The sequence below is a fragment of the Carbonicoccus niuqiaonis genome (genome assembly GCF_050157065.1).
Taxonomy (GTDB): domain Bacteria; phylum Actinomycetota; class Actinomycetes; order Propionibacteriales; family Propionibacteriaceae; genus Avipropionibacterium.
Genome location: NZ_CP189573.1, coordinates 2,921,116 through 2,942,515 on the forward strand (window position 1 = coordinate 2,921,116; position 21,400 = coordinate 2,942,515).

At 67.9% G+C, this 21,400-nt stretch carries 16 protein-coding genes; 7 read left to right on the forward strand and 9 right to left on the reverse strand.

The window, feature by feature from the left end; genetic code table 11:
• The first annotated feature begins 16 nt into the window (after nucleotides 1-16).
• Entirely contained in the window at nucleotides 17-1,201 is a 1,185-nt protein-coding gene (locus tag ACQBAU_RS13390; protein WP_434551136.1) for a RimK family alpha-L-glutamate ligase, read from the forward strand.
• 72 nt (nucleotides 1,202-1,273) lie between these two features.
• On the opposite strand, the gene ACQBAU_RS13395 is transcribed toward ACQBAU_RS13390, so the two are convergent.
• Nucleotides 1,274-3,835 (reverse strand): polysaccharide lyase family 8 super-sandwich domain-containing protein, encoded by a 2,562-nt coding sequence (locus ACQBAU_RS13395; protein WP_465256797.1) that lies wholly within the window; start codon nucleotides 3,833-3,835, stop codon nucleotides 1,274-1,276.
• A 288-nt stretch (nucleotides 3,836-4,123) separates the two neighbouring features.
• On the opposite strand from ACQBAU_RS13395, the gene ACQBAU_RS13400 reads away from it, so the two are divergent.
• Nucleotides 4,124-5,125 (forward strand): endonuclease/exonuclease/phosphatase family protein, encoded by a 1,002-nt coding sequence (locus ACQBAU_RS13400; RefSeq protein WP_465256796.1) that lies wholly within the window; start codon nucleotides 4,124-4,126, stop codon nucleotides 5,123-5,125.
• A gap of 38 nt (nucleotides 5,126-5,163) precedes the next feature.
• On the opposite strand, the gene ACQBAU_RS13405 is transcribed toward ACQBAU_RS13400, so the two are convergent.
• The 4 genes from ACQBAU_RS13405 to ACQBAU_RS13420 all read right to left on the reverse strand — a co-directional run bounded on the left by ACQBAU_RS13405 (nucleotide 5,164) and on the right by ACQBAU_RS13420 (nucleotide 10,932).
• A complete protein-coding gene (locus ACQBAU_RS13405) occupies nucleotides 5,164-7,344 on the reverse strand; it encodes a hypothetical protein (protein ID WP_465256795.1) in 2,181 nt (726 codons plus the stop codon).
• A 151-nt stretch (nucleotides 7,345-7,495) separates the two neighbouring features.
• Nucleotides 7,496-8,980, reverse strand: a complete 1,485-nt coding sequence (locus ACQBAU_RS13410) for an ABC transporter substrate-binding protein (RefSeq protein ID WP_465256794.1) — start codon at nucleotides 8,978-8,980, stop codon at nucleotides 7,496-7,498.
• A 106-nt stretch (nucleotides 8,981-9,086) separates the two neighbouring features.
• Entirely contained in the window at nucleotides 9,087-10,202 is a 1,116-nt protein-coding gene (locus ACQBAU_RS13415) for an aminotransferase class V-fold PLP-dependent enzyme (protein ID WP_465256793.1), read from the reverse strand.
• A 40-nt stretch (nucleotides 10,203-10,242) separates the two neighbouring features.
• The gene (locus tag ACQBAU_RS13420; protein WP_465256792.1) at nucleotides 10,243-10,932 is read right to left on the reverse strand and encodes a GntR family transcriptional regulator; all 690 of its coding nucleotides are present in this window, start codon (nucleotides 10,930-10,932) and stop codon (nucleotides 10,243-10,245) included.
• A gap of 155 nt (nucleotides 10,933-11,087) precedes the next feature.
• Here ACQBAU_RS13420 and ACQBAU_RS13425 point away from each other — a divergent pair, with 155 nt between their 5' ends.
• The 5 genes from ACQBAU_RS13425 (at nucleotide 11,088) to ACQBAU_RS13445 (ending at nucleotide 16,617) form a co-directional block, all read left to right on the forward strand.
• Nucleotides 11,088-12,605, forward strand: coding sequence for an ABC transporter substrate-binding protein (locus tag ACQBAU_RS13425; RefSeq protein ID WP_465256791.1), 1,518 nt, complete (start codon nucleotides 11,088-11,090; stop codon nucleotides 12,603-12,605).
• 80 nt (nucleotides 12,606-12,685) lie between these two features.
• A complete protein-coding gene (locus tag ACQBAU_RS13430; protein ID WP_465256790.1) occupies nucleotides 12,686-13,675 on the forward strand; it encodes a carbohydrate ABC transporter permease in 990 nt (329 codons plus the stop codon).
• Complete coding sequence (locus tag ACQBAU_RS13435; RefSeq protein WP_465256789.1) at nucleotides 13,672-14,502, forward strand: carbohydrate ABC transporter permease; 831 nt, start codon at nucleotides 13,672-13,674, stop codon at nucleotides 14,500-14,502. Before ACQBAU_RS13430 ends, ACQBAU_RS13435 begins: the two co-directional genes overlap by 4 nt.
• A 4-nt stretch (nucleotides 14,503-14,506) precedes the next feature.
• Nucleotides 14,507-15,589: a Gfo/Idh/MocA family protein gene (locus ACQBAU_RS13440; protein WP_465256788.1), complete on the forward strand. Its 1,083-nt coding sequence runs from the start codon at nucleotides 14,507-14,509 to the stop codon at nucleotides 15,587-15,589.
• A gap of 2 nt (nucleotides 15,590-15,591) precedes the next feature.
• The gene (locus ACQBAU_RS13445) at nucleotides 15,592-16,617 is read left to right on the forward strand and encodes a Gfo/Idh/MocA family protein (protein ID WP_465256787.1); all 1,026 of its coding nucleotides are present in this window, start codon (nucleotides 15,592-15,594) and stop codon (nucleotides 16,615-16,617) included.
• 46 nt (nucleotides 16,618-16,663) lie between these two features.
• On the opposite strand, the gene clpX is transcribed toward ACQBAU_RS13445, so the two are convergent.
• The 4 genes from clpX to tig form a co-directional block, all read right to left on the reverse strand.
• On the reverse strand, nucleotides 16,664-17,959 hold the full coding sequence (clpX, locus tag ACQBAU_RS13450; protein ID WP_465256786.1) for an ATP-dependent Clp protease ATP-binding subunit ClpX: 1,296 nt from the start codon (nucleotides 17,957-17,959) through the stop codon (nucleotides 16,664-16,666).
• A gap of 135 nt (nucleotides 17,960-18,094) precedes the next feature.
• A complete protein-coding gene (locus ACQBAU_RS13455; protein WP_465256785.1) occupies nucleotides 18,095-18,757 on the reverse strand; it encodes an ATP-dependent Clp protease proteolytic subunit in 663 nt (220 codons plus the stop codon).
• 32 nt (nucleotides 18,758-18,789) lie between these two features.
• Nucleotides 18,790-19,368, reverse strand: a complete 579-nt coding sequence (locus tag ACQBAU_RS13460; RefSeq protein ID WP_465256784.1) for an ATP-dependent Clp protease proteolytic subunit — start codon at nucleotides 19,366-19,368, stop codon at nucleotides 18,790-18,792.
• 213 nt (nucleotides 19,369-19,581) lie between these two features.
• A complete protein-coding gene (gene tig, locus ACQBAU_RS13465) occupies nucleotides 19,582-21,090 on the reverse strand; it encodes a trigger factor (protein ID WP_465256783.1) in 1,509 nt (502 codons plus the stop codon).
• Nucleotides 21,091-21,400: the final 310 nt, after the last annotated feature.

The window sequence follows — 21,400 nt, forward strand, 5'->3', positions numbered from 1 at the left end:
CCTTTCAGGCGGCACCATGAAACTGGCAATCCTGTCGCGCGCGCCGCGATGCTACTCGACCCGACGGCTCGTCAGTGCTGCCCAGGAGCGCGGCCACATCGTCCGGGCGCTCAACACCTTGCGGTTCGCGATCGACCTGACCGGATCCGACCCCGACCTGCAGTTCCGGGGCAAACCGCTGTCGACCTACGACGCGATCCTGCCGCGGATCGGCAATTCGATCACCTACTTCGGTACCGCCGTGGTGCGCCAGTTCGAGCAGATGGACGTCTACACCCCCAACAGTTCGTACGGGATCGCCAACTCCCGCGACAAGCTGCGGGCGACGCAGATCCTGTCACGGCACGACATCGGGATGCCCGCGACCACCTTCGTCCGGGACCGCGCCGACGTGCTGCCGGCGATCCTGCGGGTCGGCGGGGCGCCGGTGATCATCAAGCTGTTGGAGGGAACCCAGGGCATCGGGGTGATCCTCGCGCCCGACATCAAGGTCGCCGAGGCGATCGTGGAGACGCTGCAGTGGACCCGGCACAACGTGTTGATCCAGAGCTTCGTGTCGGAGAGCAAGGGGCGTGACATCCGGGCACTGGTCGTCGGGGACCGGGTCGTCGCGGCGATGCGGCGGACCGCCCAGGGTGACGAGTTCCGCTCCAACGTGCACCGTGGCGGGCAGGTCGAGGCCGTCCAGTTGGACAAGGCGTACGAGGAGACCGCTGTCCGGTCGGCGCAGATCATGGGACTGCGGGTGGCCGGGGTCGACATGTTGGAGGGCAAGGACGGGCCGCTGGTGATGGAGGTCAACTCCTCCCCCGGTCTGGAGGGGATCGAGGCGGCGACGAAGTTGGACGTGGCCGGCGCGATCATCGACCACATCGACAACCAGGTGGCGTTCCCGGAGATCGACGTGCGACAGCGGTTGGCGATCTCGACCGGGTACGGCGTTGCCGAGATCATGGTGCACACCGGCTCCGAGATGGTCGGCCGTGCGCTGGGTGACTCCGGCCTGGCCGAGCGCGACATCAGCGTGCTGACCCTGCACCGGGGCACCCAGGTGGTCCCGAACCCGCGCAGCAGTCAGGTGCTGCAGGATCAGGATCGGCTGCTCTGCTTCGGAAACCTCGAGGAGATGCGGTCGATGATCCCCAAGCGGCGACGCCGCCGGGTCCGCAAGCTGCCCAAGGACGCGATCATCGAGGACTGACAACCGGGAACCGACGACTGAGCCGGGGCCGGTCAGCGGTCGGGACCGGTCAGCCGTGGTGGGCCGGGCCGGTCAGCCTCGGCGCAGCGTGATCGGGATCGAGGCACCGTGCAGGGCACGGGTGTCGACGTCGAGCCGCAGGCCACCGGGGATGGGCGTACTGCGGAGCCGGTCGGACTCACCGAGCAGCTGCCAGCGGCGGCCGCGCAGTTCGATCCGGACCCGTTCCCGGTTGGTGGTCGGGTCGGTGACGGCGAGCCGCAGCAGGTCGCCCGACTCGACCATGATCACCGAGGCGACCCCGTCGATCGTCGTGGTGTGCACCCGGGACGGCTCGTCGCTGAACGTGTTGATCATGGTGATGCCGAGGGTCCGGTGCTCCACGGCCTGCACGGCCTCGGTGTTGCTGAGCACCTTGATCATCTTGGCGGACTCGTACTGGCCGAGCCGGTCGGCGTCGGCACCGGGGACGAGGGCGACCGCGAGTTGGTCGGTGCTGCCCGCCGGGTGGTCGACCTCGACGGCGAACACGTCCTTGGTCACCTCGGTGTCCGGGTTCGACAGGCGGACGTCGCGACGGGATCCGCTCTGCTGTTGGGAACTCAGTGTCACCGGGGTCGACGCGAGGAAGGCGTAGCCGACCGACGTCCTCGCCGTGCGGTTCTGCCACAACGCCCACGCCAGGTCGTCGTGGCTGCCTGCTCCCACCTGTCGACCGTTGCGGTCGGCACCGGTGACGGACACGTCGTCGTCGACCTCGGCGATCCGGGCGTCGATGGTGGTCCGCAACCGTCGCGGCGTCACCAGGTCGGGGCTGTCGGAGATGCCGGCGGCCAGCAGCACGACCTCGCTGTCGAACATGAACCATGATCGACTGGCCCGCGCGTTCGGGTAGGCCGCGATCTCCGCGGGGATCTTCCCGACGAGCTGGTCACGCCACGTGACGTCGTCCGACAACGCCATCGTGGCGGTGCTGTACGGACCGAGGTTCGCCCCACCGGAGTGGTCGGTGGTGCCGCGGGGGAAGTAGACGTAGGTGTTCTGGTTCTCCGACGACGAGGTGAACCCGGCTTCCGCGTTCTCGTACCACCGTTGGCCGTCGTAGGCCTGCGGCACCGTCCGCCGGGTCTGCACCGGCACGATGGTCCCGGCCAGCCCGTACGGCGAGACGACGGTGAGGTGATCAACACCGTGCACGTCGGACTGGTCCTGTCCACCGAGGTAGAGCTGGTGCATCCCCTCACCGGAGAACCACGGCCGCAGGTTCTCGCCGTTCATGTACTCGTACTTGCTGATCCGCTCGGAGTTGCGGGACAAGGCGAACGCCCACCCGGGCCGGACGTGGACGTTGCGTTCCATCGAGTTGAAGGCGAAGCTGGCTCGCTCCCCGGCCAGGTCGACCGCCACCACCTGCGGGTCGGCGAGCAACTGGGCGTACGCGACGATCGTCTGCGGAGAGGTGAACGAGGCCGGCTCGACGTCGGCCCGAGAACTGGACACCAAGTACTTCACGTAACCGGCGAGCTGTCGCGCCGGTTCGCCGTCGGCCAGGGTGGACAGGTCGGTGACCGATTCGACGATCGACACCACGTCGGCGTAGCCACCCGCCGGCCTGGACACCCCGCGCCCCTTGACCAGCTCCATCAGCCAACCCTGGAAGATCACCGGGGCGAAGCTGCCGGCGACCCACCCGTGGACGACCGGGACGAGTTCAGCGCGACGGTCCCAACCGGTCCCGGTGCCGGCGACGAACTTGAGCAGCTGCACGCTGCGTTCCAGCAGGCTCTTGCCGTACTGGCCGGTGTAGGCGACCGAGTCGTGCTGGATGTAGGAGCCGTCGGCGTAGAAGCCGTCGGTCACGCCGTTGACCGGGCTGCCCGGGTCGACGTCGGCGTACACGGTGAGTTGGTCCCGGACGGCCTTGGTGATCCGGGCGTCGTCGCCGAGCAGGGCACCCTGGATCACCCGGTTGGTGGTGATGTCGGCCAGGTTGGCGCCGGTGTGGAAGCGTGAGGTGAGGTCGACGTCCCCGTTGACGCCGTTGCGCAGGTAAGCGTCCATCGAGGCGACGTAGGTGTCCAACAGACCCGGACGGAGGTCGTCCAGTGTCGGCTGCAACAGGGCCAGCGCCCGGGTGATCTGGGTGGGCATCCCGATCTCCCAGTGGAACCAGTTGCCGTAGTAGCCGGCCGCCTGGTCACCGTAGTGGCGTTGGTGCACCAGCGCCAGCGCGTCGAGCACCCGCAGCTGCAGGTCCTCGCTGCGGTACAGGTCGGCCGGCGCCCCCGGGGTCCGGGTCACCAGCGCGATCTCGGCCAGCCGGGTGAAGGTGGCGGTGAGGTTGGACTCCGAGCTGCCGAGCGGCAGCCCGGCGAACACCTCGTTCTCGCCCGCGGCGTCGAGTGCCTTGATGCGGGACCGGGCGGTGGCGACGATGGCGTCGATCCGCGGCTTCGCCTCGGCGTACCCGTTGGCCACCGTCGTACCGGCGAAACAGGTGACGACGTTGGCCAGGATGCGGGTCCGATCCTCCGGCCCGGCGGCGTGCGCAGCCCGGTGTCCAGGCCCGGTGGCGGCGCCCATCCCGACAGCGACGGTCCCGGCGCCGAGGCCAAGAACCGTTCGGCGCTGCATGGCTGCTCCAGAGGTTGTCGGGGACGGGGAATGCCGCAGTCGAGGATACAAGGCGAGGGGGTACGAGAACAGTCGCGGTGACCTGGGACACAACGCTCGAGCGGGGCCGGCCCCCGTATGCGGAGGGCCTTACCAGGCGTCGGCCATGATGGGGCCGTGCAGCGTGATCGTGATCGGGGTCCCCGTCAGGCTTCTCGGCGTGGCCGTGGCCGGCCCGGTACGGCCGGTGCCGGGCCGCTGCGGGTGACGGTCTGATGAGGGTGACGGTCTGATGAGGGTGACGGCCTGATGAGGGTGGTGCTGGTCCTGCTCGCGCTGCCCCCACTGGCGCTGGGCGCCGGGTTGGTGGCGCTGCGGGTGGTGCCGGACCTGCAACAGTGGTCCGGGCTGGCCATGGTCGCCTCGTTCGTGCCGTACGGCGTTGCCGCCTGGCTGGTTGCGGCGCTGCTGGCGCTGCTCGCGACGGCCACCTCGGTCCGCCGGCACGGGTGGCGCAGGAGCCGGGCCGCCACGGTGGTCGCGGCGACGACGGTGGCCGGGCTGGTGCTGCAACTGAGCTGGCTGGCCCCGGACCTGGTGCCCGATCGGCCGGCACGCCCGAACGGGCCGACGGTGACGGTGGTGACACTGAACCTGTTCGTCGGGCGGGCCGACCCGGACCAGGTGATGGCGGCCCTGGCCGGTGCCGATGTGGTGATGCTGGTCGAGGTCACCCCCGAGGCCGAGGCCGCGCTCGACGCCCGAGGGCTGGCGGAGCGACTCCCCCACCGCGTCGGCCGCTCCGAGCCGGGCGTGAACGGGTCACTGCTGCTGTCGCGGTATCCGCTCGGCGAGCATGCCCAGATCGAGTCGACCTACCAGCAGTGGTGGGCGCTCGTCGACGTGCCACGCTGGGGTGCCACCACCTTCGCCGTGGTGCACCCGACCAATCCCCCGGACTCGACGAGCCGGTGGTTCGCCGAGAACGAGGCCGTACGGACCGCGCTACGGCCCCGCGTCGGCGGCCCCGCCGTGATCGCCGGCGACTTCAACGCCACGACCGACCACGTCACCATGCGAAAGTTCTCCGCCGACGGGTGGCGCACGTCGCGTGACCTCGCCGGCGCCGGTCACCTTCCGACCTGGCCGGCAGCCGGAACGGTCGACCTGGCCGGGATTCCGGTCCCGCCCATGATCACCATCGACCACGTACTGCTGAGCCCGCGACTGACCGCCGTCGGGCACGAAACCTTCGTGGTCCCCGGAACCGACCATCACGGCGTACGGACCGAGCTCGCGCTCGCGCCGTGACCCCGCCTGCCAAGGCGCACCTCGGCGGGCGATCTCCGTCAGGCTCTGTCGTCGGTTCCGAGGACGACGACGGCGAGGTGGTCGAACGGCGGCACGGTCACGCTGGCTCGGCCGTCGGAGCCCATCGTCACCGGGAGTTGCTGGCCTGACACCGCCTCCACGGCCCGGGCGCCGGCCAACTTGACGTCCCACTCCACTCGCACGCCGGTCGCGGGCGGTGCTGGCTCGTTGATGGGTCCGGTTTCGCCGATCGCGCGCACCTGGATCCAGGTGAAGTCGTTGCTGATCGGCACGACGATCCGTCGCTTCGTCCCCTCCGGCGGCGCAGCGAGGAACCCCTGATGTCGGGCTTCGGGACCGCCGGTGACCCGGACCGGGGACGTGGCAACCGCCGGTTCGACCGCAGCTCGGAGGGCTGCCGCCGCAACCTCGGTCTGCTCCGGATCATGGTGGTCCCACTCATTGACGACCACCTGGCCACCGCTGGCGCGGAAGCGTTGCACCACCGCCTGCTCATCGTCGGTCAGGTCGTCCTCGTCGGGCAGGAAGAGCAACCGGAACCCCGCCAACCCTTCGTCGGTCAGCTGTCGGTCGTTGACCAGGTGGACCGGGACGCCGTCACTCCGGAGCACCGAGAAGGCAGCGACCAGTGGCCACAGTTGCTCCGTCCAGGCCTTCCGAGTGCCGCTGGCGGCGGTGAGCCGAGCGTCACGGGCACGCTCGCTGAAGTGGAGGGCAGCGAACCTGACCGGTCGGGTGCCCGCGAGCACCGGACCGAGCTTCTGTCCCAGCGCGAAGGCCTCCCGCATGGCCGACTCCGGGGTGAACGGCCGAGCAGGATCCATCGGGTCCGCGGTCTGCCAGAAGTCGTACACCTCGACGTCGGCGATGTTGCCGTACGCCAGCACAGTGCCGGCCCAGCCGAGGGTGTGGGCGACGTTCGGTAGCGACGTGCCACTCCAGATGAACGCTGGACGTCCGGCCGAGGCATCCCGAACCACCGTCCACCCCAGGCCCATCAGCTCGTGGGCCTCCGGAACCGCCAGATCCGGGTTGTGCTCGAACACGAAGTTGCGGAGGAAATTGTGCGTGGCGAGTTCGGTCTCCCCCTTCACGGAGTCGATGACCTCGGCCCACCGGGTTGACGTGTCGGGCCGGGTCAGGGCGGGCAGGTGGGTGACACTCGCGATGAAGACGAAGTCGGGGTACGTCTCCCGCACGGCCGCGCGCCAGTACGCCAAGGTGTCGGCGATCTGCTCCCGTTTCCACACCACCCAGTGCAGGTAGTCGGGGTGATAGGAGTCCTGGCTGAACCAGTCGATGTACTCGCTGCCGCTCGGCGCATGCGCCATCGGTGCCGCCCGACCTGTCGTGCGCTCGTACTCGGCGACTGACCAGTCGCTGAAGGAATCCCACGGCGGGAACAGCTGGCGGTCGAAGTAGACGCCGTGCAGGCCGCGTTCGGCCAACTCCAGCAGTCGTTGCAGCACGATCTCGCGGAACGGGGTGGTGAAGTCGATGACCGTGCCGAGGACCCCGCGGTAGGCCACGTCGTTGAATTCACCGTCGGGGACGCGAGCCACCCACTCGGGATGCTCGGCGGCCACGCGGCGGTCGTACTCGTAGGAGTAGTAGCCGATCACCGACATGTTCTGGGCCGCCGCCTCGGCGCCCATCAGGGCTGGCAGGTCGGTCCCGGCGGGGACCCACTTGCGACCCCAGCCGTTCGGATTGTTGTTGTTGGTCCAGTAGTTCCACCGATCCTCGTCGAAGAGGCGCTCGCCGTCCGGTCCGAGTGGTGCCGCACTGGGCCACCACGGGTCACAGTCGGGCTGCTTGACGAATCGGACGTACGCCGTCGCGCCCAACTCCTTCATCGCGGCACCGGCGTTCGCGAACAGCTCGTCTCGACCAGGTTGCGGACTGTTCCACCAGGTACGGGCCCCGAGGTGCAGGTGCGCCGGCACCCGACTCAGCTCGAACCAGGCGGGCAGGTCGCTCCCCCCGGCCACCAGGCCACGCCAGGGGGCCGGGACCCGCCGCCGGGTGGGGGCTGGCGCAGCCATCGCGGGGGCCGCCCACGCCGCCAGACCGCCACTCAGCACGGTTGCTCCGACGGCACCGGTCAGCCGCAGCGCTGCTCGTCGACTGACGTGTGGAGCCTGTTGAGCGCCGGCTGAGGCTGGTGGCGGACTGGTGGTGTGCGCGTGATCGACCATGATCAACTCCTCGACGAGGGCTGTGCAGCCAGGCCGGTGGAATCCACATTATGTAGAATCTGTCTCGCTGTAAAGGACCAGTTCGACAGGCAGCCAACCGCGGCTCACGTGGTTTCGGTGAGCACCCAGGACCAGCCTTGGTGACAGCGCCTCACGACGTCTGTTCGTAGTCCTCCAACGGGTTCCAGTCTGCGAAGGTGAACGCCTCGGCGGTGAGCTCGTGCTTCTCGAGCAGCGTGTCCATCGTCTTCGCCAGCTCGGTGTCGTACTGCTCTGCGGCGGCCGCATAGCCACCGCTGGTCATGGCGGCGAACCACACTTGGCGTGGTTGCGGCTTCGGTCCCTTCGATCCCAGCTCGGCGTAGAACGCAGGGAATCCCGGCTCGCGGAAGATGGGCTCGGGACGGTTCCTGACCAGCTCCTCGGCCATCGCCCGCTTCTGTTGTGAGATGGGGTCGAGCTCCAGACCCTCGTACACACCCGGCAGGATGGAGTCCTGGCCGAGTTCTTGGAAGGCGCCGCGCTGGTACTCCACCGAACCGAGGAAGTCCAACACCTGCCAGGCGGCCTCCTTCACCTGGCAGGTCGAACTCATGAACCACTGCGCCACATCCGACAACTGGGCCAACGATCCCTTGCGCCCACTGTCGGGAGTCGGCGGCGGTGCCAGCACCAGGTTGAGGTCGGGGTTGGCCTTCTTCAGTTCGTTGGCGTGGAACAACGGGAAGAAGTACATGCCCAACCGGCCGCCCGCCATGTGCTGGATCGCCTGTTCGGCCTTCCACGACTCCCAGCCGGGGGTCAGTACCTGATCTTGGACGAGTTTCCGCCAGAACTCGACGGTGTCGATCATGGACGGGTGGCTCATCATCGGCGTGCCGTCGATCAGGTTGATCGGAGGCTGTCCGTACGACTGGTAGGGCTGCGGCCCGGCCAGGCACTGCATCACCCAGTGCTGGGGCGTGTCCGCGACCACGCTGGTCCCGAAGACCTTGCCGCCCCCGTCGGTGGTGATCTTGGCCGCCAGTTCGGCGAACTCGCTCCAAGTCTTCGGCGGCTCGGAGGCACCGGCCTGTTCGAGAATGTCGGCGTTGCAGTACATCGGCCGTTGCCCGTGCACGAAGGGATCCGACCGCGGAACCGTGAGTGCATGGCCGCCGCGATACAGCGGACTGCGCTCGGTGTCGACGTAGCAGAAGTCGGGGAACCGACGGGTGAAGTCATCGGTGAGGAACTCGTCGAGCGGCGCCGCCCACTCCTTCTCGAACACGTCGTTGATCGTCGCGCCCGTGCCGGCACGGAACACGTCGGGCACGTCCTCGCCGCCGGTGAACGCCAACTGCAGTGCGTTCCCGTACTGCGCGGCCGGGAACATCGTCAGCTCGATGCGCACGTCCGGGTGGGCATCGTTGAACTGTTCGTACATCCGCTCCTGGAAGGCCGAGTCCTCCGGGCCGTCGGCCACGGTCCAGAACTTCACCGTGGTGGCGTTCGGCGTGCCCGCCGTCCCCGCACTCGAGCACGCCCCCACCACTGAGGACACCGCCGCGAGGCCGGCGCCCATGCCGCCCAGTCGCAGCAGGCCTCGCCGACTCAACCCGGTCCTGGCCACTTGATCATCCCCGCCGACACCCATGTCCGCCTCCTGATGAAAGACACATTATGCATAAGACTGAGCCTGCTTGGTCCGGTTGTCAATAGGCTCACGCCAGCGGCGAAAACCCCACCAACCGCGCTTCAGCTCAGTACAGCTCGGCCCAGGCCCGACGGACCGCGGCGACAACCACCGCGACCTCGTCATCGGTCACGATCTCGGGGGTCAGCCCCACTGCCATGGGGCCCGCCTTGACGATTCCGACCGCAGGATCCTGTCCGGCGAGGTGGGCCACCAGCTCAGTCGGAGCCGGCCCCGACCGCCACTGCATGATCAACCGCGGAAGTTCCTGTCCTGCCTCGTTCTCCTCCGATCGGGTCATCCGGACTCCGGGGAGGTCGGCGAGGCCGTCGGCCCAGTTCTGCAGAATGTCGTCCCATCGTCGAGCGCGCGCATCGTGGTCGAGCGCCACGTAGCGCTCGACCGCGGCCAGCAACCCCATGATCTCCTCCTTGCCCGTCTTCAGGGCCCGGGCCAACCGCTGGTTGGGGCTCCCGTGGAGGCGCATCGCCTCGATCAGGTCGGCCCGGCCGACGACCAGACCACTCGCCTGGGGACCGAGCAGGTCCTTGCCGCCGGAGAAGAGTGCGAGGTCGGCGCCGGCATCGCGGGTGAAGGCCCACAGGTTGGACACCGGCGGCAACTGGGCCGCGGCGTCGACGATCACGGGGATGCCTCGCTGCCGGCCGTACGCGACGACCTCTGGCAGGGGCAGTGCACCGGGAGCGAGGTGGCCACCGGCGACGTGGAAGATCGCCACCGTACGGTCAGTGGTCGCGGCAGCAAGATCGGCGGCGGCGGTCGCCCCCAGGCGCACCCCCGCCTCGACGACGGTTGCCCCCGCGAGGCGAATCGCCGGCAGGTAAGGAATCGCGTGGGCCCGCTGCACGATCACCTCTGCGGGCAGTGCCCGCCCTTCGGCATGTCGGATGATCAACTCCGGGTCATCACCGGTGGCGGCGGCCAGCACGGCCAAAACGATCCCGGCTCCGGCCCCCGTCGTCACGTAGGCGGCATCGTTGTTCGTCAGCTCGGCGAGTCGCGCCCCGGCCGCCTCGTGCAGGGCCGGGATGGACACGTGGCACGAGGCCGCCTCCACCATGGCGGAGACCACCTCCGGCGCCATTACCGAGCCTCCGAACGCGGTGTAGCGGCCCGCCGCGTTCACGATGGGCCTGATGCCGAGGTCGGCGTAGTTCGTCATGGGTTTCTGGACTCCGTTCAGTGGATGAGGCATCGGTCGGTCAGTGCTTCGTGCTGTCGATGGACCCCAGCACGAGGCCCTTCGCCCATTCGAGGTGATCACGCATCAGCCGCTCGGCGGCGTCACCGTCGTGGTCCGAGATCGCCTGCACGATCTCCCGGTGCATTCTGACCGTTTCGCGTTGGCCCTGCGGATCCGTGGTCAGCGCGCCCGATCGCGCCTGCACCGCTTCGATCTGGCGGGTGACCTGATTCACCGTCGAGGCCAGCGCGGAGTTGCCCGACAGTTCGGTGAGGGCATGGTGGAAGCTGGCTCCCATCGGAGACTGCTGCCCGCCCTCGGACAGTGCCTTGCGGTGACCGCCCACCAACCTGCGGAGCTCGACCAGGTCTGCCCGGGCAAGCGCGCGCTCGGCGGCACGCCGCGCCGCGTACGGCTCGAGCAGCAACCGCAGTTCATAGAGGTCGGCGACCTCGACCAGGGTGAAACCGGCCACCTGGGCGCCCCGCCGCGGATGAATCTTGGCCAACCCTTCCCGCTCGAGCTGCCGCAGGGCCTCCCGAACTGGTGTCGTCGAGCAGTCGAAGTGCTTGGACAGCGGGATCTCCCGCAGCCGGTAGCCCGCTGGCAGTCGCCCCGAGGCGATGGCGTCGCGCAAGGTCTCGTGGATGGTGCCGGCCACCGACGACCCCGTGGTCCGTGGCTCCAGGCGTTCGACAAGGTCAGTCACGGGGCCAGTATGACATCCCGGCCGATTATGCATAAGAGGTCACGAAACGGCACCGAAGCCGTGTCATCCTGTGGCTACCCATTGACAGACGTCGACCCGTTTTCCACATAATGTGTCACGCCAGCATCACGCTGCAGGGGACGAGGGAGACCACCATGACCGATCACGTGACATCCGACGACAGCCCGAAGGACTCGAACGGCACCGCCGATCGACCCGGCTTGAGTCGGCGCCGACTGCTGGCCGCCGGCTCGGCCGCTGCACTCGGCGGCGGCCTGCTCGCCGCCTGCCAGCCCCAGGCCGGCGGCTCGGGCGGTACGGGTGGGGGCAGCGCAGCCAAGATCCGCGTCTGGACCGTGCCGGAGGGCCCCGACGACGAGGCCTTCCAGAAGAAGATCTTCGCCGACGTCTTCGCCAAGGAGCACCCCGACGTCGAGGTGGAGTTGCAGTTCTTCCCGCCGGCGCAGTACGGGAACGCCCTGCAGCTGGCCTTCACCGGCGGCAGCGACGCCCCTGACGTGTTCCGGGTCGGCAACGGCGCCCGGCTGAACGACGCCCATCCCAAGGGCTGGGTCGCCCCGCTGGACGAGTTCATCACCGACGAGTTCACCTCGCGCTTCCCGAGCTGGGTGTACGACCCCGAGCAGAGCCCGCTGTACCGCGACGGCAAGCCGGTGGCGGTCCCCCGGCCCGATCCGTTCGTCGAGGCGATCCGCGTCCTCTACTGCAATGAGGAGTTGCTCACCGCGGCCGGGTACTCCGAACCGCCGAAGACCTGGAGCGAGTTCGCCGAGGCGACCCAGAAGATCACCGCCGACAACGGTGGCCGGGCGTACGGCGGCGCCATCGTCGGCAGCACTCCCACCCACCTGACCATGGCTGCCCTCGCGGGTCCACAAGGTTGGCGCGCTTACGGTCAGCCCCTGCTCGATCTGCGCAACGGCAAGCCGGCGATGGCCGAACCCAGTCTCGTCCAGACCATCGAGTTTTGGCAGGAACTGCACCGAGCCGGTGCCCTGACGCCGGGCTGGGAGACCTGGGACGCGACCCAGGCCATCCAACAGATGGCGGCCGGCCGACTCGCCATGTACACCTTCCCGCTGTTCCACACCTTCCAGTTGCGCAACGCCAACCCCGACCTGCCGCTGGTGCTCGCGGCACCGCCGGACCCCGACGACGGCCGCAAGGGATCGATCGGACCGGTCGACGCGGCACCGTTCTGGATGATGAGCACCACCTGCACCGAACGGGAGGCCGCCTGGCAGGTGCTCGACTTCTTTGCCTCGAAGGAGTTCCAGCAACCGGCCTTCGTCGAGCTGAAGCAGATGTCGCTGATCGAGGAGGTGTACGAGGGAGTGGAGGTCGACCCGGACGTCGTCCGACTTCGCGAGATCGCCGACGACATCGTTCGCGCACGTCCGCAACCCGACATCACCAAGCCCGAGGCCGGCACCTTCTACGCCGACCTGATCGCGAAGGGGCCCAAGACGAAGCCCGCCGACATCTTCTTCGAAGCGGTCACCAAGGGCACCGACTACGCGGCCGCGGCGGCTGCGTACGACGAGGAGCTGACAGCGTCGATCGAGACCCTGCTGCCACAGCACGACGGTGTCACGATGGAGGACTTCACGTTCCCCGACTGGGACCCGATGACCGACTACTTCGAGCGCTGACCACCGAAGCAGCCCACGCCGACCTGTTGGCCACTCGGTCGGCCACCGACATTCGGTACCCCACGTTCCTGAGGAGATGAATGACCGTCGCGCACGCCCCCGTCGGGGGCCCCGACGTCGAGACACCCCGAACCGCCCGCGGAAACCTCGGCAAGCGGATCCGTGACCATCGCTGGCACTTCGCCTTCATCACGCCCATGGTGGTGCTGTACTGCGCGTTCACCGCCTGGCCGATGATCGCGAGTTGGGCGTACGCGGTGTTCGACTGGACCGGATTCGGCCCGCTCACCGACTTCGTCGGGCTCGCCAACTTCACCGAGGCGTTCGCGGACCCGCAGTTCTGGCGCGCCGCACGCAACACCGCCATCTTTGCGCTGTTCGCCGTCTTCGTGCAGCTGCCGCTGGCGTTGCTCATCGCGATGGTGCTCAACGACAAGTTCCTCCGAGGTCGCAACGCCTACCGGGCGATGTTCTTCCTGCCTGTCGTCACCACCACCGCCGTGGTGGGCGTCGTGTTCGCGGTGTTGCTCGACCCGTCCGGCGGACCGCTCAACGAGGTGGTGCTCAACCTCGGTGGCACGCCGATCAACTTTCTGGGCAGTGATCGACTGGCCCTGCCCACGGTGCTGGTGATCGACATGTGGAAGGGCATCGGGGTCACCATCATCTATTGGCTCGCCGCACTGCAGACCGTGCCGGAGGAACTGATCGAGGCGGCCCGCATCGACGGTGCCAACCGCTTCCAGATCCTGACCCGGGTCATCGTGCCGTTGCTCGCCCCGTTGGCGGCGGTGATCCTGCTGCTGACCTTCGTGACCAGCATGAACGCGTTCGACCTGGTGCAGGTGATGACCGAGGGTGGTCCGAACGGTGCGACCGACATCGTGCAGACCTACATCTACCGGTACGCGTTCAACCCTGACGGGCTGCCGCGCTTCGGCTACGCCTCGGCCGTCGGCATCGTGTTCGGCGTGGCGGTGATGCTGGTGACGGTGTTGCCTCCCGCTGTCCGACGACTCTCCCGACTGGCTCGCCGACGCCGTACCCAGCGAGCGGAGGCCACCCGATGAGCAAGCACGATCTCCGCCGGATCCCGGTCCACATCATTCTCGTCGTGGTGTGCCTGGCCTGGGTCTACCCGTTCATCTGGATGCTGTCGACCTCGTTCAAGAACACCCGGGAGATGTTCACCAGCATCTTGACCCTGATCCCGAGCGAACCGTCGTGGGACAACTACGAGCGGGCGTGGGTGTCGGCCAAGTTCGGCCAGTACACCGTCAACACCTTGTTGGTGTCCCTCGCGGTGGCCACCCTTGTGGTCCTCGTGTCCAGCCTCGCCGGGTATGCCCTGGGGCGTGGCAGCATGCCCGGCAAGAAGGTGATCATCGGCATCCTCGTGGCCACGATGTTCCTGCCCAAGGGTTACACCATCCTGCCGACGTACATCCTGATCAACGCCATCGGTCTCAACAACACCCTGTTCGGCGTGATCCTGGCCGAAGCAGGGCCAGCACACATCGTGGCGATCCTGCTGTTCACCGGCTACTTCGCCAACCTGCCGAGGGAGCTGGAGGAGGCCGCGATGATGGACGGCGCCGGGCACTGGCGCATCTTCTGGCGGATCATGTTGCCGCTGAGCAAGCCCGTCGCGGCAACGAACTTCCTGTTCAACTTCCTCAACGCCTGGAATGCGTTCCTCATCCCGCTCGTGTTCACCCTCGGCGCCCCTGACCTGCGCACGCTCGGTGTCGGCATGTACGCGTTCTTCGGGGAGAACGCGATCGACTGGACGGGGTTGGCTGCCGGCGGCGTGATCGCCGTCCTCCCGATCATCGTGGTCTTCCTGTTCCTACAACGCTATTTCGTCGAGGGCATCGCTGGCGCGGTGCGGGGGTGAGTTCATGACGGGCAACGACAACGTCTCCGCAGGCACGCCGAGCAGAGCGGTACGACCCACGAACCGGCGCTACGGTGTTGCCCTGATCGGGGCCGGCTGGGTGGCCGCCGAGTACGTCCGCGCCTTGGCCGAGGATCCCCGGTCCCACATCACCGGGATCCTGACCCGTACCCCGGAACGGGGCGTCGCCCTGTTGGCCGAGCACGGTGTCGACGCTCGCAGGTACGCCTCGCTCGACGAACTGCTGGCCGACGACGCGGTCGACGTCGTCGTGTCGTGCACGCCGCCCGAGGGTCGAGCCGACCAGTTGTGTGCCGCGGCCGCGGCTGGCAAGCACGTGGTGATCGAGAAGCCGGTGGCCCTGTCACTGGCCGAGGTGCGTGCCATCCGGGATGCGGTGGCCGCGGCGGGGGTGCAGAGCACGACAAGCTTCGTGCTGCGGTGGAACCCGCAGGTGACGACCACCAAACGCCTGATCGACGACGGGTTCCTGGGCGACCTCGTGTTCGCCGAGTCGGGTTACTGGCATCCGGTACGGCCCCGGGCCGACTCGCACCACGACTGGCGCTACGGCCACGAGATGGGGGTCACCGCGTTCGTCAGCGGTGGCTGCCATGCCGTCGACATGTTGCGGTTCCTCGTCGGTGACGTCGCGGAGGTGTCTGCCTTCGGCGCCCCGGCTCGTGGCGGCCAGCCGTTCGCGTTCGACCCGGTGGTCACTGCATCACTGCGCTTCGCCAATGGTGCCGTAGGCACGGTGAGCGCCGTCCTCGACGGTGACACCCCGTACACGTTCCCGATCAAGCTGGTCGGCACCCAGGGTTCGATCCAGGAGAACCGGCTGCACTCGGCGACCCGCCTGCCCGGAGTGCCGGACTGGGTCAGCTTCGACACCGTCTCCCCCACCAGCGGCGACGTCGCCCACCACCCCTTCCGCGCCGAGATCAGCCACTTCCTCGACTGCCTCGACTCCCAGACCCCGTCCCATGCCTCGATCGCCGACACCTGGCGTTCCATGGCGACCTGCTTCGCGATCGATGCATCCATCGCCGCCGGCGGGCAACCCGTCACCGTCGAACTGGAGTGATCATGAACCAACCGCGAGTACGGATCGGCCTGGTCGGGTGCGGGGTCTTCGGACACCGGCATGCCGAGGCACTGCACGTCTTGTCTGACCGTGTCGACGTGGTCGCAGTCGCGGATCCTGATCGCGACAAGGCCGTCGAGGTCGCCGCCATCGTCGGCGCCACCACAGTCGTCACCGACCACCGTGAGCTACTGGACCATGTCGACGCGATCACGATCGCCACTCCCCACCAGTTCCACCACCCGATCGCAGCCGACGCGATCGCCGCGGGCAAGCACGTGTTCCTCGAGAAGCCGCTGGCGATGACGGAGGCCGAAGGCCTGTCCCTGGTGCAGGCTGCTGCGGAGGCCGACCGGGTGCTGATGGTCGGCTACCCACTGCGCCACCACCCGCTCTTCGTGCGCCTCAAGCAGGAGATCGACTCGGGCCGCTGGGGAGAGCCTGTCCACGCGAGCCTGCAGACCCAGCAGTACCTCGTCATCCCCGAGGGCCACTGGCGGGGTTCCAAGGCGAGCCGCGGTGGCGGCAGCCTGTTCAGCCACGGCTGCCACTACATCGACCTGCTGCTGTGGATTCTCGGCGATCCCGTACGGGGCACGCACGTCGGCACCGACCACGGCACGCCCTGGCACGTCGAGGGCGAGACGACCAGCCATGCCCTGCTCGAGTTCTCCGGTGGCCGGATCGGCCACTACTTCGGGACCGACGTGGCGAACCGGTGTGATCCGCACGGCGTGCACACCGTCCACCTCACCAACGGCACCCTCATGCTGCGGCCTCGCGAAGGGATTCTGACCGGGTCGAACTGCGACATGGCTGAGCCCGAAGTACTGCTGCAGACCGAGCCGCGGCACAAGTTCGTCCACGCTGAGCTCGGACACTTCCTGGACTGCGTGGAAACCGGAGCACGCCCCGACACCGACGGCGCTCGCAGTCTGCAGTCGCTGCGGGTGATCTGGCGGTTGTACGAGCAGGAGCGCACCGGTGGCTTCGCCGACCTCACAGGACTCGGGCTGTCCCAGGCCTGACGCCCCGACCAGATCGTACGGCGGCCAGCGTCGCCACCGGTCGTCCTCAGGCGGACTTGTCGCGACGCTCCCGCTTGGCGAGCTTGGCCCGAGGCACCAGTGTCGGTACGGCGTTGGCGCGGACCACCTCCTCGGTGATCACGACCTGGCCGATGTCCTCGGACGACGGCACCTCGTACATCACCCCGAGGAGCACCTCCTCCAAGATGGCGCGCAGGCCACGGGCGCCGGTGCCGCGTTCCAGGGCGAGGTCGGCGACCGCCTCGATCGCCTCCGGGCTGAACTCGAGGTCGACGCCGTCCAGCTCGAAGAGCTTGCGGTACTGCTTCATCAGCGCGTTCTTCGGTTCCTCGAGGATCCGGATCAGCGACTCCCGGTCGAGCGGGGTCACCGAGCTGATCATGGGTAGCCGGCCGACGAACTCGGGGATCAGGCCGAACTTGGTCAGGTCCTCGGGGCGGACGTCGGCGAACGGGTCGGTCGACTTCTCCTTGCGCGACTCGACGTCGTTGTTGAAGCCCAGCGGGCGCTTCCCGACGCGGCTGTCGATGATCTGCTCCAGCCCGGCGAACGCGCCGCCGACGATGAACAGCACGTTGGTGGTGTCGATCTGGATGAAGTCCTGGTGCGGGTGCTTGCGCCCACCCTGCGGCGGCACCGACGCCGAGGTCCCCTCGAGGATCTTCAGCAGCGCCTGCTGCACGCCCTCGCCGGACACGTCGCGGGTGATCGACGGGTTCTCGCTCTTGCGGGCGACCTTGTCGATCTCGTCGATGTAGATGATCCCGGTCTCGGCCTTCTTCACGTCGAAGTCGGCGGCCTGGATCAGCTTGAGCAGGATGTTCTCCACGTCCTCACCGACGTAGCCGGCCTCGGTGAGCGCGGTCGCATCAGCGATGGCGAACGGAACGTTCAACATCTTGGCCAGCGTCTGGGCGAGGTAGGTCTTGCCACAGCCGGTCGGCCCGACGAGCAGGATGTTGGCCTTGCTCAGCTCGACGCCCTCGTCCTCGGCGGCACGTCGACCCGACGGGGCGCTGGCCTGCGCGCGGACCCGCTTGTAGTGGTTGTAGACCGCGACCGAAAGCGCTCGCTTGGCGGCGTCCTGCCCGATCACGTACGTGTCGAGGAACTCCCGGATCGCCATCGGCTTGGGCAGTTCCTCGACCAGGCCGATGTCGGCCGACTCGGAGAACTCCTCTTCGATGATCTCGTTGCACAGCTCGATGCACTCGTCGCAGATGTAGACGCCCGGGCCGGCGATCAGCTTCTTGACCTGCTTCTGGCTCTTTCCGCAGAACGAACACTTCAACAGGTCGCCACTCTCACCGATGCGTGCCATGGCCGTCCCTCCTCACGTGGTGAGTACCCACCCTAGCCCGGCGGGGACGCAACGAAACGGGATTTGTCACCGGGTGTTGGAACACCGGCAGCACCCCGATCACGGGTACGGCCCCGCTGGGCTGGGATGTGGTGGTCATGACGTCGGCGCGTCCTTCAGCGAGGTCAGGATGCCGTCGATGATCCCGTACTCCTTGGCCTCCTCGGCCGTCAGGTACTTGTCACGCTCGATGTCCTTGCTCACCTGCTCGACACTCTGCCCGGTGTCGGAGGCCAGCATGTTCTCCATCAGGGAACGGATCCGCAGGATCTCCTTGGCCTGGATCTCCAGGTCGGACGACTGCCCGTACCCACCCTCGGTGGCCGGCTGGTGGATCAGGATCCGGCTGTTGGGCAGGGCGAGCCGCTTGCCCTTGGCACCGGCGGCCAACAGCACCGCGGCAGCCGAGGCGGCCTGACCGAGGCACACCGTCTGCACGTCGGGTTTGATGTACTGCATGGTGTCGTAGATCGCGGTCAGCGCGGTGAACGAGCCACCGGGCGAGTTGATGTAGATCTCGATCTGCCGATCGGCGTCCATCGACTGCAGGCAGAGCAACTGGGCCATCACCGCGTTGGCGATCTCGTCACTGATCGGGGTGCCGAGGAAGATGATGCGCTCCTCGAACAACTTGGTGTACGGGTCGACCCGGCGCATGCCGTAGGAGGTGCGCTCCTCCCACTGCGGGATGTAGTAGTCCATCGACGGGCTGAGCGCGGGCGCACCGGTCGGGACCGGGTGCAGCAGGTTGGCGTTCATGTGGCTTTCCTTCACTGGTACGGAACCGGCGGTCACTGGTTGGGCGCGTCGACGCTGTCGCTGATCTGGCTCGCGCTGGTGTGGACATGGTCGATGAAGCCGTACTCGAGTGCCTGCTCGGCGGTGAACCACCGGTCACGGTCGGAGTCGGCCTCGATCTGCTCCACCGTCTGGCCGGTGTGCTCGGCGATCAGCGTCGCCATCTGCCGCTTGATGTGAAGGGACTGCTCCGCCTGGATCCGGATGTCGGAGGCGGTGCCACCGAGACCGCCCGAGGGCTGGTGCATCATGATGCGGCTGTGCGGCAGGGCGAACCGCTTGCCCTTGGTGCCGGCGCTCAGCAGGAACTGGCCCATCGACGCGGCCAGCCCCATCCCGACCGTCGCGACGTCGTTGGAGATCCACTGCATGGTGTCGTAGATCGCCATCCCGGAGTCGATCGACCCACCGGGCGAGTTGATGTAGAGGTAGATGTCCTTGTCGGAGTCCTCGGCGTTCAGCAGCAGCATCTGGGCGCAGATCGCATTCGCGTTCTCGTCCTTGACCTCGGAGCCGAGGAAGATGATCCGGTTCGCCAGCAGGGACTGGTAGACGTTGTCGTCCAGACCCATCCCGCCGGTCCTGACTGCCGCCCTGAATTCACCGGGACGCTCGGTTGCACGGTGTTCGCTCACGCCTACGAACTTACTAGCGAGAGGTGACGAACCGGTCGAGGACGGGGGTCTGTTCGCTGTGGGCGCAGTTCCGGCCGGCACCCACGTACGCGTGAACGTACGGGGAACCGGCCGGAGCTGGATGTTGCAGGTGTCTCCCGGAGGCGGACCTCAGGCCTTGTCGGACTCGTCGGTGGCCGACGACGGCGAGGCCGGGGAATCCGGGGAATCCGGCGACTCGGGCGAATCCGGCGACTCGGGCGAATCCGGCGACTCGGCGGACAGGTCGTCGTCCTCGCCGTCCTCGTCGGCCGCATCCGGCTCGTCGGCCGCATCCGGCTCGGCGGCCAGCGAACCGTCGGACTGCAGGGTGCTCAGGTCGACCACGGCACCGTTGGAGTCGGTGATGGTGGCCGCGTCGACGATGGCCGCCAACGCCTTGCCACGCCGGATCTCGGTCATGTACTCGGGCAGGTGGTTGTGCTCCATCATGTGCTGCGCGACCTGCTCGGGGCTGGACTGCTGCTGCTGCGCGATCCGCATGATGTGCTGGGTCAGGTCGTTCTGGTCGACCGGGACCTCGTTCTGCTCGGCGTACTGGTCGAGCACCATCTGCGCAGTCAGCGCGTCACGGGAGCGCTTCTCCACGTCGGCCCAGAACTCCTCGGGGGTCTCGGCCTCCTCGGACTGCGACAGGTACTCCTCCAGGTCCATCCCGGCCTGGTTGAGCTGGTTCTCGATCTGCGCCTTGCGGGCCTCGAGCTCCTCTTCGCGGATCTTCTCCGGCACCTCGATGTCGAGGGTGGAAATCGCGTTCTCCAGGACGTTGTCGCGGGCCAGGCCGGCCTGCTCGAGACGCTCCCGGTTCTCCAGCTGGACGCGGATCTGCTCGCGCAGCTCGTCGATCGTGTCGAACTCCGACGCCAGCTGGGCGAAGTCGTCGTCGGCCTCGGGCAGGTCACGCTCGGCGACGGCGCTGACCGTCACCGCGACCTCGACCTCCTCGCCCCGGCTCGCACCGCCGACCAGCGTCGAGTCGAAGGTGGTGGACTCGCCGGCGGACATGCCGGTGACGGCCTCGTCCAACCCGTCGAGCATGCCGCCCGCGCCGATCGTGTACTGCACGTCCTCGGCGGTCGCGTCCTCGATGTCCTGGCCGTCCTTGCGAGCAGTCAGGCTGATCGTGACGACGTCACCGTCGCCGGCCGCACGCTCGACCGGGTTGACCGAGCCGAACCGCTGCCGCAGCTGCTCCAGCTGCTCGGCCACGTCGTCGTCGGTCACCTCGATCGCGGGCACCTCGGCGGTGACGGCGGAGAAGTCGGGGAGGTCGAACTCGGGGCGGACGTCCACCTCGGCGGTGAACTCGACGCGCTCGCGGTCCTCCAGCTTGGTGACCTCGACCTCGGGCTGGCCCAGCGGGTTGAGCTTGTGCTCCTCGATGGCCGCACCGTAGAACTGCGGCAGCGCCTCGTTGATCGCTTCCTGCAGGATCGTGCCGCGGCCGACACGCTGGTCGATGACCATCGGCGGCACCTTGCCCTTGCGGAAGCCGGGGATGGTGACCTGCTGCGCCACGCTCTGGTACGCCTTGTCAAGGCTCGGTTGAAGCTCGCTGAACGGAACCTCGATGGTGATCTTCACCCGGGACGGGCTCAGCTGCTCGACAGTGCTCGGCAAGGGATGACGCTCCTGGATCGACGCTGGCGGCCAGGCCGCCTTGGCGGGTGGACGTTCGGTACGGCCGTACCGACGCATGCACGCACGATGGACGTACGCGACGAGTCATGCTAATCGACGAAAACCCCTCGACGCGAGTCGTCCCCATGTTGGCGCGGCAGGCACCGGGGACTTCCGGGTCCGAAACGCGGCGATTTCTGCCTCATCGCCCGGCGACGCGGCGATCGCCCGGAAATCGCCGCGTTTCGGTCAGCCCTGGCCTGACGGGATGGACACCGGACTTCGATCGGGAGACATGTGTCGGACGTCG